This window comes from Rhodocyclus gracilis, assembly GCF_009617575.1.
Taxonomy (GTDB): Bacteria; Pseudomonadota; Gammaproteobacteria; order Burkholderiales; family Rhodocyclaceae; genus Rhodocyclus; species Rhodocyclus gracilis.
This window is the reverse complement of sequence record NZ_WIXJ01000001.1, coordinates 640394-657735: the sequence shown is the minus strand read 5'-3', so window position 1 is coordinate 657735 and position 17342 is coordinate 640394. Positions and strand designations below refer to the sequence as shown.

General features: G+C 64.8%; 11 protein-coding genes. 2 read left to right on the top strand and 9 right to left on the bottom strand.

Annotation, left to right across the window (positions count from 1 at the left end):
- The first annotated feature begins 123 nt into the window (after positions 1 to 123).
- Positions 124 to 3567 carry a pyruvate carboxylase gene (locus GHK24_RS02915; RefSeq protein ID WP_340666080.1) on the top strand — a complete coding sequence of 1148 codons (3444 nt, stop codon included), beginning with the start codon at positions 124 to 126 and terminating at the stop codon, positions 3565 to 3567.
- Positions 3568 to 3866: 299 nt separating this feature from the next.
- Here the strand turns inward: GHK24_RS02915 and GHK24_RS02910 are convergent, their stop codons facing one another.
- From GHK24_RS02910 to metG, 9 genes are all read right to left on the bottom strand, one after another.
- Positions 3867 to 5642, bottom strand: a complete 1776-nt coding sequence (locus GHK24_RS02910; protein WP_153468646.1) for an RNA-directed DNA polymerase — start codon at positions 5640 to 5642, stop codon at positions 3867 to 3869.
- Positions 5643 to 5947: 305 nt separating this feature from the next.
- Positions 5948 to 6262 carry an acylphosphatase gene (locus GHK24_RS02905; protein ID WP_340666079.1) on the bottom strand — a complete coding sequence of 105 codons (315 nt, stop codon included), beginning with the start codon at positions 6260 to 6262 and terminating at the stop codon, positions 5948 to 5950.
- On the bottom strand, positions 6259 to 6861 hold the full coding sequence (locus tag GHK24_RS02900; RefSeq protein WP_153468643.1) for an NADH-quinone oxidoreductase subunit B family protein: 603 nt from the start codon (positions 6859 to 6861) through the stop codon (positions 6259 to 6261). Before GHK24_RS02900 ends, GHK24_RS02905 begins: the two co-directional genes overlap by 4 nt.
- Complete coding sequence (locus GHK24_RS02895) at positions 6858 to 8600, bottom strand: NADH-quinone oxidoreductase subunit D-related protein (RefSeq protein WP_153468640.1); 1743 nt, start codon at positions 8598 to 8600, stop codon at positions 6858 to 6860. Before GHK24_RS02895 ends, GHK24_RS02900 begins: the two co-directional genes overlap by 4 nt.
- A gap of 12 nt (positions 8601 to 8612) precedes the next feature.
- Positions 8613 to 10181: a hydrogenase 4 subunit F gene (locus tag GHK24_RS02890; protein WP_153468637.1), complete on the bottom strand. Its 1569-nt coding sequence runs from the start codon at positions 10179 to 10181 to the stop codon at positions 8613 to 8615.
- Positions 10178 to 10873 carry a formate hydrogenlyase gene (locus tag GHK24_RS02885; RefSeq protein ID WP_153468634.1) on the bottom strand — a complete coding sequence of 232 codons (696 nt, stop codon included), beginning with the start codon at positions 10871 to 10873 and terminating at the stop codon, positions 10178 to 10180. The genes GHK24_RS02890 and GHK24_RS02885 overlap by 4 nt, the downstream gene beginning before the upstream one ends.
- Positions 10870 to 11835, bottom strand: coding sequence for a respiratory chain complex I subunit 1 family protein (locus GHK24_RS02880; RefSeq protein ID WP_153468631.1), 966 nt, complete (start codon positions 11833 to 11835; stop codon positions 10870 to 10872). Before GHK24_RS02880 ends, GHK24_RS02885 begins: the two co-directional genes overlap by 4 nt.
- Positions 11832 to 13841 carry a hydrogenase 4 subunit B gene (hyfB, locus tag GHK24_RS02875; protein ID WP_153468629.1) on the bottom strand — a complete coding sequence of 670 codons (2010 nt, stop codon included), beginning with the start codon at positions 13839 to 13841 and terminating at the stop codon, positions 11832 to 11834. Before hyfB ends, GHK24_RS02880 begins: the two co-directional genes overlap by 4 nt.
- 59 nt (positions 13842 to 13900) lie before the next feature.
- Positions 13901 to 16036: a methionine--tRNA ligase gene (gene metG, locus GHK24_RS02870; RefSeq protein WP_153468626.1), complete on the bottom strand. Its 2136-nt coding sequence runs from the start codon at positions 16034 to 16036 to the stop codon at positions 13901 to 13903.
- Positions 16037 to 16225: 189 nt separating this feature from the next.
- Here metG and apbC point away from each other — a divergent pair, with 189 nt between their 5' ends.
- Positions 16226 to 17329 carry an iron-sulfur cluster carrier protein ApbC gene (apbC, locus tag GHK24_RS02865; protein WP_153468623.1) on the top strand — a complete coding sequence of 368 codons (1104 nt, stop codon included), beginning with the start codon at positions 16226 to 16228 and terminating at the stop codon, positions 17327 to 17329.
- Positions 17330 to 17342 lie beyond the last annotated feature (13 nt).

Genomic DNA, 17342 nt, shown 5'->3' with positions numbered 1-17342 from the left:
GCGCCGGTGCGCCTAATCCCCTCATTTGCTGGCAAACTCACGAACTGCTTCGCGCCGGCTTGCCGCCGCCGGGCAGCACTGGCCCACAGAAGGCCGAACTTACATCCGGGGGGAGTTACGCACGTGGACATCCGCAAAATCCTGATCGCCAACCGTTCGGAGATCGCCATCCGCGTCATGCGCGCGGCCACCGAGCTCGGCATCCGCACCGTCGGCATCTATTCAAACGAAGACCGCTTTGCCTTGCACCGCTTCAAGGCGGACGAAAGCTATCTGGTCGGCGCCGGCAAGAAGCCGATCTCGGCCTACCTCGACATCGACGACATTATCCGCATCGCCAAGGCGACGAAGGTCGATGCCATCCACCCCGGCTACGGTCTGCTGTCGGAAAACCCGGATTTCGCCGAAGCCTGCGCCAAAAACGGCATCGCCTTCATCGGCCCCACGCCGGAAGTGATGCGCACGCTCGGCAACAAGGTGGCCGCGCGCAACGCGGCGGTGGCTGCCGGTGTGCCGGTGATGCCGGCGACCGGCCCGCTGCCGGCCGACTTTGCCGAAGCTGCGAAACTCGCCGCCGAGATCGGCTATCCGCTGATGCTCAAGGCCAGCTGGGGCGGCGGTGGCCGCGGCATGCGCGTGATCGAATCCGAAGCCGACCTCGCCGCGCTGCTTGACGTTGCCCGCCGCGAAGCCGGCGCCGCCTTCGGCAACGACGAGGTCTATCTGGAAAAGCTGGTGCGCAACGCGCGCCACGTCGAAGTGCAGATTCTTGGCGACCGCCACCAGCAGGCCGTGCACCTCTTCGAGCGCGACTGTTCGGTGCAGCGGCGCAACCAGAAGGTCGTTGAACGCGCGCCGGCGCCCTATCTCGACGCCGCCGGCCGTGACGAGCTGTGCAGCTCGGCGCTGAAGCTCGCGCGCGCCGTCAATTACACGCATGCCGGCACCGTCGAATTCCTCATGGATGGCGACACCGGCAAGTTCTACTTCATCGAAGTGAACCCGCGCATCCAGGTCGAGCACACCGTCACCGAGCAGGTGACCGGCATCGACATCGTCAAGGCGCAGATTCACATCACCGAAGGCGCGAAGATCGGCACGCCCGAGTCCGGCGTGCCGGCGCAGGCCGACATTCATCTCAACGGCTACGCGCTGCAATGCCGCGTCACCACCGAAGACCCGGAAAACAACTTCACGCCGGACTACGGCAAGATCGCCACCTACCGCAGCGCCGCCGGCTTCGGCATCCGCCTCGATGCCGGCACCGCCTACGCCGGCGCGGTGATCACGCCCTATTACGACTCGCTGCTGGTCAAGGTGACCGCGTGGGCGCCGAGCAGCGGCGAAGCCATTCACCGCATGGACCGCGCGCTGCGCGAGTTCCGCGTGCGCGGGCTGGCGACCAACCTGCACTTCCTCGAAAACCTGATCAACCACCCGGCCTTCATCTCCGGCGAGTGTTCGACGCGCTTCATCGACACCACGCCCGAGCTGTTCCACTTCCCCAAGCGGCGCGACCGCGCGACGCGCCTGCTGCGCTTTGTCGGCGACGTGATCGTCAACGGCAACGATGAAATGAAGGGCCGCACGCTGCCCAAGCTGCCGCTCGCCGCGCCCTTGCTGCCGGCGACCGACCTTGCCATCGCGCCGCCGCCGGGCAGCCGCGACCGCCTGAAAGAGTTGGGCGCCAAGGGCTTCGCCGAGTGGATGCGCAATGAGGAACGCATCCTCATCACCGACACCACCATGCGCGACGCGCACCAGTCGCTGTTCGCCACGCGCATGCGCACCGCCGACATGCTGGCGATTGCGCCGCACTATGCGCGCCAGCTGCCGGAACTGTTCTCGCTCGAATGCTGGGGCGGCGCCACCTTTGACGTGGCCATGCGCTTTTTGAAGGAAGACCCGTGGGAGCGGCTGCACAAGCTGCGCCAGGCGGCGCCGAACATCCTCTTCCAGATGCTGCTGCGCGCCTCCAACGCCGTCGGCTACACCAACTACGCCGACAACGTCGTTCGCCAGTTCGTGCAGCAGGCGGCCAAGGAAGGCATCGACGTCTTCCGCGTATTTGATTCGCTCAACTGGGTCGACAACATGCGCGTCGCCATGGACGCGGTGCAGGAATCCGGTGCCCTGTGCGAAGCGGCGATCTGCTACACCGGCGACATCTTCGACAGCAGCCGGCCGAAGTACAACCTCAAGTACTACGTCGACATGGCCAAGCAGCTGGAAAAGGCTGGCGCGCACATCCTCGGCATCAAGGACATGGCCGGCGTCTGCCGGCCGCGTGCGGCGCGCGCGCTGGTGAAAGCGCTGAAGGAAGAAGTCGGCCTGCCGATCCATTTCCACACGCACGACACCTCGGGCGGCTCGATCGCCAGCGTGCTGGCGATGGTCGAGGCCGGCGTCGACGCCGTCGATGGCGCCATGGATTCGATGAGCGGGCTCACCTCGCAGCCGAGCCTCGGCGCGCTGGTGGCGGCGCTGGAAGGCGATCCGCGCAGCCCCGGTTTCACTGCGCAGAAGCTGCAACCCTTCGCCCGCTACTGGGAAGGCGTGCGCCGCTACTACGCGCCGTTCGAGGCCGACATCCGCTCGGGCACTTCGGACGTCTACCGCCACGAAATGCCTGGCGGCCAGTACACCAACCTGCGCGAGCAGGCGCGCGCGATGGGCCTCGAACACCGCTGGGACGAGGTATCGCAGGGCTACGCCGACGTGAACAAGCTGTTCGGCGACATCGTCAAGGTGACGCCGTCGTCCAAGGTGGTCGGCGACATGGCGTTGTTCATGGTCGCCAACGAGCTGACGCCGGCCGACGTGGCCGACCCGGTGAAGGAAATCGCCTTCCCCGAGTCGGTGATCTCGCTCTTCCGCGGCGAGATGGGCTATCCCGCCGACGGCTTCCCGCCGGCGCTGCAGGCGAAAGTGCTCAAGGACCGCAAGCCGCTGCCCGGCCGCGCCGGCGCCGACATTCCGCCGGTCGATCTGGAAGCCGCGCGCGCGCAGGCCGAAAAGCGCGTCGACCGGCACATCAACGACAACGACCTCGCCTCGTACCTGATGTACCCCAAGGTCTTCGCCGACTTTGCCGAGCATCAGCGCCATTTCGGCGACGTCTCGCTGGTGCCGACGCCGCTGTTCTTCTACGGCATGAGCGCGCGCGAGGAAGTCACCATCGAAATCGACCCCGGCAAGGCGCTGATCGTGCGCCTGATCGGCCGCACCGAGCCCGACGAGGACGGCATGGTCAAGCTGTTCTTCGAGCTGAACGGCCAGCCGCGCACCGTGCGCGTGCCGAAGAAGGGCGCCGTCGTCTCCTCGCAGACCGCGCCGAAGGCCGAAGCCGGCAACCCCAACCATGTCGCCGCGCCGATGCCCGGCATGGTCGGCACGGTGCTGGTCAAGGCCGGCCAGACCGTGAGCAAGGGCAGCCCGCTACTGTCGATCGAAGCGATGAAGATGGAAACGATGATCACCGCCGAGCGCGACGCAACGGTAGTGCGCGTTCACGTCGCCTCCGGCAGCCGCATCGAGGCGAAGGACTTGCTGGTGGAGTTGGGGTGAGGGTGGCTGACTGACGGAAGCCAGTAGCTGGTGAAGCAGGGGACGGCTCGCAGGAATGCGGGCCGTTTTTCATGGGGAGGGTTGTAGATCGGCTCTGGCAGTTATTGATACTTTATGGAATCTAGGTCAGTTGTTGGTAAGTTATTTGTCGAAGGCCAGAACTCTTGAATTGGTCGGTCAGTACAGAAAATTTTGATGCTGGCTCGATCCAAAAATAACAAACTTGAGGGCAGAATTTAGCGTGAATGCGGAATGTAAGTGCGCAGGAAAGCAAAATTAATCACTAAATGTTCTGCGGCTTATAGCGGAATGTCGTCCCAAAGGCTGGAAATATCTATTTGCACCGTGTTGTCGCGTTCTTCGTCTTCGTCATCACGCGAGTGCGAAATGCTACGCCTCCGACTGTTCAGGTAGTTTTCGGCGATGTCGCTGAAATCGAAATAATTAGAGATGTCCTCATCATCGTCGAAATATTCGTCGTTGAACGGATGGGATATCGAGTCGTGCTCCCTCTTCAGCTGAAATATTGGTGCCACGTTTCCGGTTTCGGAAAAAAAACCTATTCCTTCGTTCAGCATTGGCCCGAAATACTGGTCATTTTTAACGAGTGATGCGACCTCTGGTAGCCATCCTTGTCGCGCACCCTCGTATGTAAGTAGCCAGCTACTCTTGTAGAGAGCTTTTGAGTCACGATAGTCCCCAAGTGATGATCGCTTTAGCTTGCGTTGCAATAGTCCGCGCTTTTCAAGGTGGAGGCCCAGCAAGATGCAAACTGAGCTATGTATTTTTTCAAGAGCACCGACTGATTCTTTGGCTAGTCTTACATCGAGCAGATTGGATAGCCATAGTAGCCATGCGACTTCGCTATGGCCTTCCACATGAGCATACTGCTGAATCAGTCCATTTAAAATGTTTGCCCATTGTGCCCTAAAGTTCTTAACGGGAAAGTTGTGTTCGATGTACGTGGCTACAATGGTTGCAACGTCTTGGATCGTATTAGGATATTGTAGAATGCAGCGGAATAAATAGGCTTGAAATATCGGCCAATTGGGTCGTTTTATAATTTGCGTTTGTAGTTTTCTTAGTCCGTAAAGGACCACATTTTCATCGGAGTTTTTCTTTTCGGCATCGAATAATAAATCAAAATATCTGTGAATGTCTTTTCGCTGGCCTGCCACGTCGTAAGAAAACTCAAATGCGCCAATTCCGTGAGTCCACGAGTCTTCATTAAGCAACTGCACAGGGATTATTCGAGTTTTTAAAATATTGTGGCGTAGTTCAAACTCCTGAAGCGACGATGTTACTGATGCAAGCCCTTTTACTGCTTCGGCTTCCGTGTCAAAAAACAAATAGAAATCGTCGACGTGACGTAGTCCTCGGGGCCATTTTTTTAACCGCTTCTTTATTTCAAGGTCTATGGCGACGCCCAATATCTCAGAAATTATATGCGAGGTGTCTGGGCCGATGGGTATCCCGATGGTTTGTGCGTTCTGGCAGGCTCTGGCCAACTCATCTAATGTGTTTCCGTAATATTTTGGATTTTTTCTATTTCTCTTGTCTTTGGAAACTGACTTTCCGTGCAATGCCCACGGTATTGCATGTGTGTAGAGAGATGGAAAGAACTGGGAGATGTCTGTTACTAAGGCGAAGCGCGCACCTGCGGATCGTAGTAACTTCTGCTCCGCTATTTCAGATGCGGCTGTGATCGATATTGCGCGTCCAATATCACGCTTGAACTGCGGTTTGCTAAGTGAAATTCTGCTCTTTTGTAGATGTCGATATATGTTTCCCCAATTGTTGGATATGAATCGAGAAAGGTAAAATTGGGAAACGGGATTGGGGATCGATATGGGGCGCCGGCCATGTCCGACTCGCGCTACTGAGTAACGCTCGCATTCAGTATCCTCAACGCAGCGATTTGGTTTTAATTTGTCCCATCGGGAAACGACTTTGCTGTATTTTTCGGCAAGATTATGAGAGGTAAAGCAAGGAGGTAGCTGAGAAGGGAAGAAGCCTTCTGCCAGTAGCAGTTTTAGCCGGTCGGCCTTAGATAGTGCGGTGGGGTGCATAGCCAATTAACCTGCCAGTGGAGAATAGTCAAAAGAAAAGTCTTCTATTTTCGACTTTATATTTGTTTGATGAGTCGTCGTCAATGGTTTTCGTATTCTACGCACTGCCCGGAAAAAGCTTGGCAAGCATAGGCGACACAGGCTAGTGCGGAGGCTCTTAATTGCTCGGCTATCTCGAACGGATGCGTATTTCTGCGCATATGTGCATATCCGGCGAAAGTACGTCGTGATTGGTTGACCTATGCCCTATATATAGGGCGTAAATTGCTGAGCGCCCGCCATGCCCAAGTAATGCCGTGCCTTGCCAAACTTCAGAAATTGGCGCAAACCGCAAACGGATAAGGCGCCCACGCTCCCGCCTCATCGCACTCCAGCGCCGGCGTCTCTACCGCATCCACCCGCGCCAGCGGCGGCCCGTGCCGCGCCCATTCGCAGAGTTCGGCCACCGCCGCCGGATCGCCCGCGACCAAGGCTTCAACGCTGCCGTCGGCGAGGTTGCGCACCCAGCCGGCCAGATCGAGCGCGCGCGCCTTAATTTCCAGCGAGCGGCGGTAGCCGACGCCCTGCACGCGGCCGCGCACGCGCAGCTTGAGTACCGTTTCGGCACGCTTGCTGCTGTTGCTCACGGTTTTTCGTCGGCCTGCGCTTCGCTGGCCGATGCGTGGTGGTCGGCTGTTGCCGGGGCGACGGCAGCGAGGATGCCGGCGAGCAGGCGTTCCGGCGTCGGCGGGCAGCCGTGGATGGCGACGTCGACGGGCAGCACGCCGCCCACGCCGCCGCGGCAGGCGTAGTTCTCGCCGAAGATGCCGCCGTTGCAGGCGCAGTCGCCCACGGCGATCAGCCGTTTGGGCGTCGGCACGGCGGCCCAGGCGCGGCGCAGGGCAACGTCCATGTTGCCGCTGACCGGCCCGGTGACGAGCAGCGCGTCGGCGTGGCGCGGGCTGGCGGCAAAGCGCACGCCGAGCGCTTCCAGGCGGTAGTGCGGGCCGTTTAGCGCGCCGATTTCGAGTTCGCAGCCGTTGCACGAGCCGCTATCCACGTGGCGGATGACCAGCGCCTTGGCCAGGCTGGCGAGTTGCGCCGGCGTGCAGGCGGCGGGTTCTTTGCTCTCCGTGCTGTCGCCGCCCGTTGCCGCTGTGCGCGGCGGGCACAGCGAGGTGTCGGGTGCCGGCGCCGGGTCGGCGGCGGGGTGCTGGCGCAGCAGTGCGCGCAAGAAAGGGTTCATGAATCCACTCCGGCGTAGGAGAGGTTGAACGATTTGTTGATCAGCGGAAAGTCCGCAACGATGTTGCCGATCACCGCGTGTTCCAGCACCGGCCAGTTGTGCCACGAGGGGTCGTGCGTGTGGCAGCGGCGGATGTGGCCGTCGGCGCCGGTGCTGAGCGCCACGAACACGTCGCCGCGCCAGCCTTCCACCCAGCCCAAGCCGCTGGCGGCGGTGGGCAGATGTTCCGGCCACGGCGCGCGGTAGTCGCCTTCCGTGCTGGCCAGCTGGTCGAGGATGCGCCCGATCAGGCGCAGCGATTCGTCGATTTCGGCAAAGCGCTGCAGTACGCGTGCGGCAACGTCGCCGTTGGGATGTACCACCATCTGCGGCGCCAGCGCCGGCCACGGCGCGTGGTCGCCACGGCAGCGCAGGTCGCGCGCCTGCAGGCTGGCGCGGCCGGGCAGGCCGATCAGGCCCAGTTGCGCGGCCAGCGCCGGCGTGACGCGGCCGGTGGTGAGCAGGCGGTCCTGCAGTCCGGCGTGGTCGTCGTAGATGGCGTGCAACTTGGCGAGTTCGCCGGCCAGCGTGGCGCACTCGGCGCGCAGGCTAGCGGCGTCGTCGGCGCCGAGATCGCGCGCCACGCCGCCGGGAACGACGCAGTCCATCAGCAGCCGGTGGCCGAAAATGCCGGCCTGCGTGCGCAGCCAGTTTTCGCGCAGGCGCAGGAATTCCATCAGGCCAAAGCCGAAAGCCGCGTCGTTGCCGAGCGCGCCCAGGTCGGCCAGATGCGCGGCAACGCGCTCGCGTTCGAGCAGCAGGGCGCGCAGCAGCAGCGCGCGCGGCGGCACGGCAAAGCCGCCCGTCGCCGCCTGCGCGGCGATGGCTTCGGCGGCCTGGCAGAAAGCCCAGGCCCACGCCACCGTGCTGTCGCCGGCAATGCGCCCGGCGAGCTTCGCCGCCGCCGTGGCGCCAGCGCCGGCCAGCGACAGCCGGGCAAAGCGCTGCGCGATGCCGCGATGCTTCCAGCCGAGGCGTTGTTCGAGGCGCAGCACCAACTCGCCGACCACCGAAAACCTGAAGTGCCCCGGCTCGATCACGCCGGCGTGGATCGGCCCGACCGGGATTTCATGCACGCCTTCGCCCTCGACGCGAACAAAGGCGTAGTCCTCGGCCTGCGTGGCAAAGCGCGGCGCTGGCGCGGCGAGCGTGTCGGGCGCCAGCGGAAACCAGTCCGCCGGCCAGTTGGCGTGGCGCAGCCAGGGGCGGCGGTCGCCGCTGGCCGGGCCAACGCCGGTGAGGTCGAACGCGGCACGCTGCAGGCGCGTAGCCGAGGGGAAGATCGGCGCCAGATCGGGAAAGGTGGCGAAGGGTGAGGTGTACGACGGCGGCTGCCCGGTGGTGTCTTCGGCCGGCTTGCCTGCCGACTGCGCCGCGTCGGTGGCCGGCAGCGGCAGCGTCAGCCAGACCAGCCCTTCGGCGAGGTCGAGCGCGACGTGCAGCGCGGCGCTCTGCGGCGTGGCCGTGCTGGCGGCGTCGGCCGGGTCGGGCAGCAGCGGCGCCGCGGCCGGGCGGTGACTGCCGCCGTCGATGCTCGTCCACAGCGTCACCAGCCAGCGGCCGGCGGCGCGGGCGGCGCGGCAGAAGTCGAGCAGCGCGGCGTCGTCGCCGGCGGCGAGTTCGGCGTGCCACACCGGAAAAGCCTGTGCCGGCAGCGGCGCGAAGTCGATGGGCTGGTCGAGGAAGCGCTGGGTGTTCATCCTTGCTCTCCGTCAGCCGAGCAGATGCGCCGCGGCGCGATACCAGTCGGCGAGTTCGGGCGGTATCCACAGGCCGAGCAGCAGCGCTAGCGCCAGATGCAGCAGCACCGGCAGCGTCGCCGGACGCACGCCAGGCAGCACCGGCACCGCGTCGCCGAAGACCATTCCCTGCACCTTGCCCAGCCCGGCGGCGAAGGCGACGCCGAGCGAGACGAGCAGGATCGGCACCGCCCACTGATGCTCCTGGATGGCCGTGGTGAGAATGAGGAATTCGCTGGCAAAAACGCCAAAGGGCGGCATGCCGAGGATGGCCAGCGCGCCGAGCGCGAGGCTCCAGCCGATCATCGGCGAGGCGCGCAGCAGGCCGCGGATGTCGTCGATGGCCGCCGAGCCGACCTTCTGCACGGCGTGGCCGACGGCAAAGAAGATCGCCGACTTGGTCAGCGAATGCACGGTCATGTGCAGCAGGCCGGCAAACGACGCGGCCGGGCCGCCCATGCCGAAGGCGAAGCCGATCAGCCCCATGTGCTCGATCGACGAATAGCCGAACAGGCGCTTGATGTCCTTCTGCCGCGCCAGACTGAATGCGCCGACCACCACCGAGAAGAGGCCGAAGCCCATCATCAGGTTGCCGGCAAAGTGCGTTTCCAGCGCGCCGTCGACCAGCGTCTTGCAACGCAGCACCGCGTACAGCGCGACGTTGAGCAGCAGCCCGGAAAGCACCGCCGATACCGGCGTCGGCCCTTCGGCGTGCGCGTCGGGCAGCCAGTTGTGCAGCGGCGCGAAGCCGCATTTGGTGCCGTAGCCGACCAGCAGGAAGATGAAAGCGAGCGACAGCACGGTCGGTTCGAGGTCGCTCTTGATCGCGTTCAGGTGCGTCCACAGCAGCGCGCCGCCTTCGGCGCCGAGCACGCGTTCGGCGGCGAAGTAGAGCAGGATCACGCCGAACAGCGCCTGCGCGATGCCGACGCCGCACAGGATGAAGTACTTCCACGCCGCTTCCAGGCTGGCGGGCGTGCGGTAGAGCGCGACCAGCAGCACGGTGGCGAGCGTCGCCGCTTCCATCGACACCCACAGGATGCCGAGGTTGTTGGTCGACAAGGCGGTGAGCATGGCGCCCATGAACAGCTGGAACATGCTGTGGTAGAGCCGCATGCGGCCGCCGTCGAGCTTGCCGCGCGCCACCTCGGCGCGCAGGTAGGGGCGCGAGAAGAGCGATGTGGTGAACCCCACGAAGGCCGTCAGCGCGATCAGGAAGACATTGAGCGGATCGACGAAGAACTGTTCGCCAAAGAAGCTCGCCGGCCCGGTGTTGATCACGTGCAGCGTCAGCGCGCCAGCGCCGAGCAGCGTTGCCAGGCTGGCGGCGATGTTGATTTCGGCGGCGTAGCGGCGGTGGCCGATCAGCCCGAGCAGCGCACCGCCGACGAAGGACGGCAGCAGCACGGCGGCGAGCAGCCACAGCGCGGCCGGGTCCGCCACCGGGAGCGCACTCAGTTGCGTGCCCAGCTGCGCATCCAGCGGCGGCGCAGCGCCGACCTGCCGGGCCAGCGTTTCGATGGCGTCGGGGCTCGCGTTCATTCCTGCTTCGTCTTTTCTTCGAGGTGGCGGATGTCGAGGCTGTCGAACTTCTCGCGGATCTGGAAGAAGAACACACCAAAGACGACCATGCCGACCAGCACGTCGAGCGCGACGCCGAGCTCGATCACCATCGGCATGCCGTAGGTGGCGCTGGTGGCGGCGAAGAACAGGCCGTTTTCCATCGACATGAAGCCGACCACCTGCGGCACCGCCTTGCTGCGCGTGATCATCATCAGGAAGGCGAGCATCACGCAGGCGAGCGCGATGCCGATGGTCGCGCGCGTGATCGTGCCGGCAAACTCGGAAATCGGCTGCGCCACGTTGAAGGCGATGATCACCAGACCGATGCCGACGAGCATCGTCGTCGGGATGTTGAACAGCGTCTCGACGTCCCACTTCACCGACAGTTTGTGCACCAGCCGGTGCAGGATCCACGGCAGCAGGATCACCTTGAGCAGCAGCGTGATCAGCGCCGATCCCCACAGGTGCGACTGGCCGGTGGACAGCGCGACGATTGCCGTCGACAGGCACAGCACCGCGCCCTGCAGCGCGAAGAGGTTGATCAGCGTGACGATTCGCCGCTGCGCCAGCATGGCGAAGGCGAGCAGCAGCATGATCGCCGCGCACAGGTTGATCAGCTGGCCGGCGAAGGGCAAACCGGGCAGCGTCGGCAGCCAGGCCAGCGGGTTCATCGTCCGCCCTCCAGCAAGAGATGCACGAGGATCGCCAGCACCGCCAGCAGGAAGGCGGTGCCGAGGAATTCCGGCGTGCGGAAGACGCGCATCTTGGCGTTGAGCGTTTCGATCAGCGCCAGCACGAAGCCGCCGACCGCGAGCTTGCCGACGAGGAAAACGCCGGCCACGGCGAGCGCGCCCGGTCCGGTCGATTCGGCAATGCCGAAGGGGAAGAACAGCGCGATGCCGAGGCAAGAGTAGGCAAAGAGCTTGAGGCTCGCCGCCCATTCGATCAGCGCCAAGTGGCGGCCGGAGTATTCGAGGATCATCGCCTCGTGGATCATCGTCAGTTCGAGGTGCGTCGTCGGGTTGTCCACCGGCACGCGGCCGTTTTCGGCCAGCGACACCATGGTGAAGGCAACGCCGGCAAAAGCCAGGCTCGGGTAGATGGCGAACTCGTGATGCGCCAGCGTGCCGACGATGGTCGCCAGCGAGGTCGAGCCCGAGATGATCGAGGCGGTGAAGAAGACCATCAGCAGCGCCGGTTCGGCCAGAAAGCCGATCAGCATTTCGCGGCGCGCGCCGAGCGAGCCGAAGGCGGTGCCGACGTCCATGCCGGCCAGCGCGATGAACACGCGCGCCAGCGCAAACAGGCCAACCAGCGCGATGGCGTCGGCTGCCGGCGCAAAGAGCAGTTCGGTCGACAAGGTCGGCACCAGCGCCGCGGCCAGCGCCATGCACGAAAAGATGAGGTACGGCGCGACGCGGAACAGCGACGAGGCGTTGTGCGCCAGCAGCACGTCCTTGCGGAAGAGCTTGAGCAGGTTGTGGTAGGGCAGCAGCAGCGGCGGCGGGCAGCGCTTCTGCAGGCGCGCGCGGCAGACATTGACCCAGCCGCCGAGCAGCGGCGCCAGCGCCAGCGCGATCAGCAGCTCGAGCAGCTGCGTCAGTAGTTGGGTGGCGAAGGCGTAGAGGCTCATCGTGTGGTGAACACCAGCAGGGCGAGCAGGGTGACGAAGCTGTACAGCAGGTAGATGGCGATGCGCCCGCGCTGCAGCTTGCCGACGACGCGCGTGCCGAGATCGACCAGCCAGGCGAGCGGCAGGTACAGCCAGTGCCACAGCGGGTCGTCGACGACGATGCGGTAATGCGGCTCCTTGTCGAAGGGCGACGGATGCTCGCGCGTGATGCGGAAGAAGGGCGCGAACACCTGGCGGATCGGCTGACCGAAGCCTTCGGCGGTGTCCTGTGTGCGCCCGCTCAGCAGCGGAAAGCCGCAATCCCAGGCGTCGGCGCGGCGCAGCCGGCCGTGGAAGACGGCGCGCACGACGAAGAACAGCGCCAGCGTGAAGGCGAGCAGACCGCCGAGGAAGATGGCGCCGCTGTAGCTCGCGCGCTCTTCGCTGATCGGCGCCAGCAACAGCCAGCTGCCCTTGTCGGCGGCCGGCGCAAAACCGGCGCCGACGAGGAAATTGGTCACCGGGTCGAGCGCGGCGATGACGAAGTTGGGCAGCACGCCGAGCAGCACGCAGCCGGCGGCCAGCCAGATCAGGCCGAGGCGCTCCATGCGTCCGGCGTCGTGCGCTTTTGCCAGATGCTCTTCGCGCGGCTGGCCGAGAAAGACGACGCCAAAGAACTTGACCATGGCAAAGCCGGCCAGCGCGGCGGTCAGCGCGATGGCGCCGGCGGCTACCGGCAGCAGCATGTTCAGGTAGCCGTGCGGCAGTTGCGGCGTGAACAGGAAGCTCTGCAACAGCAGCCATTCGGAGACGAAGCCGTTGAGTGGCGGCAGCCCGGCCGAGGCGACGACGCCGAGCAGCGCCAGCCACGCCACCCAGGGCATGCGGTGGATCAGTCCGCCGAGGCGGCCGAGGTTGCGCTGGCCGGTGGCGTGCAGCACCGAGCCGGTGGCGAGGAAGAGCAGGCTCTTGAAGAAGGCGTGATTGAGGCAGTGGTAGAGCGCCGCGGTCAGCGCCAGCGCCGCGAGCAGCGGCATCGAATTGGCCGCGAACACCAGCGACAGGCCGATGCCGGCGAAGATCAGCCCGATGTTCTCGATCGACGAGTAGGCGAGCAGGCGCTTCATGTCGCTCTGCACCGTCGAGAAGACGACGCCGAACAGCGCCGTCGCCAGCCCCAGCCCGAGCAGCAGCGCGCCCCACCACCATTGCTGTTCGGGCAGCAGGTCGAAGGTGACGCGCAGCAGGCCGTAGATCGCGGTCTTGAGCATGACGCCGCTCATCATCGCCGACACCGGCGACGGCGCCGCCGGGTGTGCCTCGGGCAGCCAGACGTGCAGCGGCAGCAGGCCGGCCTTGGCGCCGAAGCCGCCGAGCGCCAGCAGGAAGGCGGCCGAGGCCAGCCAGCCCTCGGGCGCGTTGGTGCGGATGCCGTCGAAGGTGTAATCGCCGGTGCCGCCGCTCATCGCACCGAAGGACAGCAGGATGCCGATGGCGCCGACGTGGGCGACGATCAGGTAGAGAAAGCCGGCGCGGCGGATCTCGGCGATGCGGTGATCCGAGGTGACGAGGAAGTACGAGGAGAGCGCCATCGACTCCCACGCCACCATGAAGAAGTAGGCGTCGTCGGCGAGCAGTACGCCGCCCATGCTGGCGAGGAACAGGTGGTAGAGCAGGCACTGCAGGCCCGGCGTGCTGCCCTGGCCGCGGCGGAAGTAGCCGGCGGCGTAGAGCGAGATGCCGGCGGCGACGGCGCCGAGCAGGCAGAGAAAGAAGGCCGAGAGCGCGTCGAGGCGCAGGTGGAAGGGCAGTCCGGGCAGGCCGAGCGGCAGCATGGCCGTGTGTGGCGTATCGCCCTGCGTGAGGAGCGCCAGGAGCGCGGTGAGTGCGACCGTCGCCGCGACCAGCGCCCCCGCCGGGAACAGCACGCGGGTGACGAAAACGAAGCGGCGCGAAAATGTTGCGCCGAGCAGGCCGATAGCCAGCCAGACGAGGCAGGCGAGGAGGATCAGCGCCAGCGGCGACAAGGGCGAGCCCTCGGCGCCTAGGAGGTCACAGGGGAAGACATCGTCGTTCCCCCGGCGTCTTACTTGACGCGCATGCCCGGCTGCGCGCCAGCGTCGGGCGCGAGCAGGAAGATACCGGGTGCGTTGCCGTCCGGGTCGGACGCGGCGAGCACCATGCCTTCGGAGAGGCCGAAGCGCATCTTGCGCGGCGCCAGATTGGCGACCATCACCGTCAGCCGGCCAATGAGCTGCGCCGGGTCGTACGCCGACTTGATGCCGGCGAAGACCTGACGCGTGCCGAGCGGGCCGAGGTCGAGCGACAGACGTACGAGCTTGTCGGCGCCTTCGACCGGGCCGGCGTCGGCGATGCGCGCGATGCGCAGGTCGACCTTCATGAAGTCGTCGATGGCGATCGTCGGCGTGGCGGCCGGGGCTTCGCTGGCGGGAGTGGTGGTCGCGGTGGTCGCGGTGGTGGCGGGAGCCGATGCAGGGGTAGTCACGGTGGCTTTCTTTTCGGGTTTGGCGGCGGGAGCGTCGCTGGCGGGCGCCAGCGTTTCACGGTTGGCGGCGACGAGCGCGTCGATCTGTTTCTTGTCGACGCGCGTCATCAGGTGCTGGTAGGCGTTGATGACGTGGCGCGGCGCCAGCGGCTGGCCGAGGTCGCGCCAGGCGAAGGGGGCGACATTGAGGAAGGTGGCGACTTTTTCCGCCAGCGCCGGCAGTACCGGCGAGAGGAGGATGGCGAGCTGGCGGAAGAGGTTGACCGCGTTGCTGCAGGCGGCGTGCAGCTCGCCTTCGCGCTCGGGTTGTTTGGCGAGTTCCCAGGGCTTGACGCTGTCGACGTACTGGTTGGCGGCGTCGGTGAGCGCCATGACTTCGCGCATGGCCTTGCCGAATTCGCGGGTTTCGTAGAGATCGGCAATCGCCGGCGCGCGTTCGACGAGCGCCTGCCAGGCCGGCAGCGTGGTGTCGCAGGGGGCGAGTTCGCCGCCGAAACGCTTGGCGATGAAGCCGGCCGAGCGGCTGGCGATGTTCACGAACTTGCCGACCAGATCGGAATTGACACGCGCGATGAAGTCGTCGAGGTTCAGATCGATATCTTCGAGCGAGGCCGACAGCTTGGCGGCGTAGTAGTAGCGCAGCCATTCCGGGTCGAGCTTTTGCGTGACGTAGCTCTCGGCGGTGATGAAGGTGCCGCGCGACTTCGACATCTTGGACCCGTCGACGGTGAGGAAGCCGTGCGCGAACACCGAGGTCGGCGTGCGGAAACCGGCGTGCTTGAGTTCCGCCGGCCAGAACAGCGCGTGGAAGTAGAGGATGTCCTTGCCGATGAAGTGATAGAGCTCGGCGGTCGAATCGGGCTGCCAGAAGGCGTCGAAGTCGATGCCGCGCTTCGCGCACAGGTTCTTGAACGAGCCCATGTAGCCGATCGGCGCGTCGAGCCAGACGTAGAAGTACTTGCCCGGCGCGTCGGGAATCTCGAAGCCGAAGTAGGGCGCGTCGCGTGAGATGTCCCAGTCGGTCAGCCGGTTGTCGCCGGGTTCGCCGAGCCATTCGCGCAGCTTGTTGGCCGCTTCCGGCTGCAGGCGCGCCTCGTTCTGCGTCCATTGGCGCAGGAAATCCTGGCAGCGCGGGTCGGAGAGGCGGAAGAAGTAGTGTTCGGATTCGCGCAGCACCGGCGTTGCGCCGGAGATCGCCGAGTACGGGTTCTTCAGTTCGTTCGGCGTGTACGCGGCGCCACAGGCTTCGCAGTTGTCGCCGTACTGATCTTTCGCGCCGCACTTCGGGCATTCGCCCTTGATGAAACGGTCGGGCAGGAAGATCGACTTCACCGGGTCGAAGAACTGCTCGATGGTACGCGCAGCGATCAGTCCGTTGGCCTTCAGGCGTTGGTAGATTTCACAGGCAAGCTCGCGCGTCTCGTCCGAATGCGTTGTGTGGAAGTTGTCGAAGCCGACATGGAAGCCGGCGAAGTCGCGCCTGTGCTCGCCGCGCACGCGTTCGACCAGAACTTCGGGCGCGATGCCTTCCTTCTCGGCGCGCAGCATCACCGGCGTGCCGTGCGTGTCGTCGGCACAGACGTACCAGCATTCGTGTCCGCGCATCTTCTGGAAACGCACCCAGATGTCGGTCTGGATGTATTCGACGAGGTGGCCCAAGTGAATCGAGCCGTTGGCGTAGGGCAGGGCGGAGGTGACGAGAATCTGGCGGGTCATGGCTAACCGGGCGGCAATGGCAAACGTTACGAAGAAGGCATTCTAGCAAAGTGCGGGCACGCGCTTGATTGAACCGGCTAAAACCGGAGTAAAATAATCGGGTATTGCATGGGGCGCGTCGTTCGTACCGTGCGCCCCCTTCCCCGCTGATTTTTTTTCGTCCATCGATCCCGTAAGGAGCTGTTTGCCATGACAGGTAGTGAAGCCCTCAGTCTCGACGCCGTGTTCGCGGCGCTCTCCGGACTGATCGACCCCGATTTGCAGAAGGACTACGTTACGGCGAAGGCAGTGAAGAATGTGCGCATCGCGGGGTCGAGCGTGGCGCTCGACATCGAGTTGCCGTTCCCGGCGCAATCGCGTCATGGCGCCATTCGCGCCGCCGTGCGTGGCTGTCTCGAAGCACTGGCCGGTGTCAGCGAGGTCGAAATCGGGGTGCGCACGCAGGTCATCGCGCACGTCGTGCAGCATGGTTTGAAGCCGCTGCCGGGCGTCAAGAATATCGTCGCCGTCGCTTCGGGCAAGGGCGGCGTCGGCAAGAGCGCCACCGCCGTCAATCTGGCGCTGGCCTTGGCGCAGGAAGGCGCCAGCGTGGGCTTGCTCGACGCCGACATCTATGGCCCGTCGCTGCCGCAGATGCTTGGTTTGTCGGGCCGCGAGCCGGAGAGCGTCGACGGGCAGTCGATGGAACCGCTGGAAGCGTTCGGCCTGCAGGTGATGTCGATCGGCTTCCTGATCGAAGCGGATGCGCCGATGGTCTGGCGCGGGCCAATGGTGACGCAGGCGCTCGACCAGTTGTTGCGGCAGACGCGCTGGCGCGATCTCGATTATCTGGTGGTCGACATGCCTCCCGGCACCGGCGACATTCAGCTGACGCTGGCGCAGAAATTCCCGGTGACTGGCGCGGTGATCGTCACCACGCCGCAGGACATCGCGCTGCTCGACGCGCGCAAGGGATTGAAGATGTTCGAGAAGGTCGGCATCCCGATCCTCGGCCTCGTCGAAAACATGAGCATCCACATCTGTTCGAACTGCGGCCACGCCGAGCACATCTTCGGCGAAGGCGGTGGTGAGCGCATGGCGGCCGACTACGAGGTCGAACTGCTCGGTTCGCTGCCGCTCGACCGCTCGATCCGCGAACTCGCCGACGCCGGCCGGCCGACGGTGGTGGGGGCGCCGGATTCGCCGGCTGCCGAGCGCTATCGCAGCATCGCCCGCCGCGTCGCGGTGAAGGTCGGCGAACGCGCCAAGGACATGAGTTCGCGCTTCCCCAACATCGTCGTGCAGAACACCTGAAACACCCTCCGGC

What these genes read in the sequence shown, in the direction of transcription:
- GHK24_RS02890 (WP_153468637.1), bottom strand. Translation starts at nt 10,181, where the DNA reads ATGAACGCGAGCCCCGACGCCATCGAAACGCTGGCCCGGCAGGTCGGC.
- metG (WP_153468626.1), bottom strand. Translation starts at nt 16,036, where the DNA reads ATGACCCGCCAGATTCTCGTCACCTCCGCCCTGCCCTACGCCAACGGC.
- apbC (WP_153468623.1), top strand. Translation starts at nt 16,226, where the DNA reads ATGACAGGTAGTGAAGCCCTCAGTCTCGACGCCGTGTTCGCGGCGCTC.
- GHK24_RS02895 (WP_153468640.1), bottom strand. Translation starts at nt 8,600, where the DNA reads ATGAACACCCAGCGCTTCCTCGACCAGCCCATCGACTTCGCGCCGCTG.
- GHK24_RS02880 (WP_153468631.1), bottom strand. Translation starts at nt 11,835, where the DNA reads ATGAGCCTCTACGCCTTCGCCACCCAACTACTGACGCAGCTGCTCGAG.
- GHK24_RS02900 (WP_153468643.1), bottom strand. Translation starts at nt 6,861, where the DNA reads ATGAACCCTTTCTTGCGCGCACTGCTGCGCCAGCACCCCGCCGCCGAC.
- GHK24_RS02885 (WP_153468634.1), bottom strand. Translation starts at nt 10,873, where the DNA reads ATGAACCCGCTGGCCTGGCTGCCGACGCTGCCCGGTTTGCCCTTCGCC.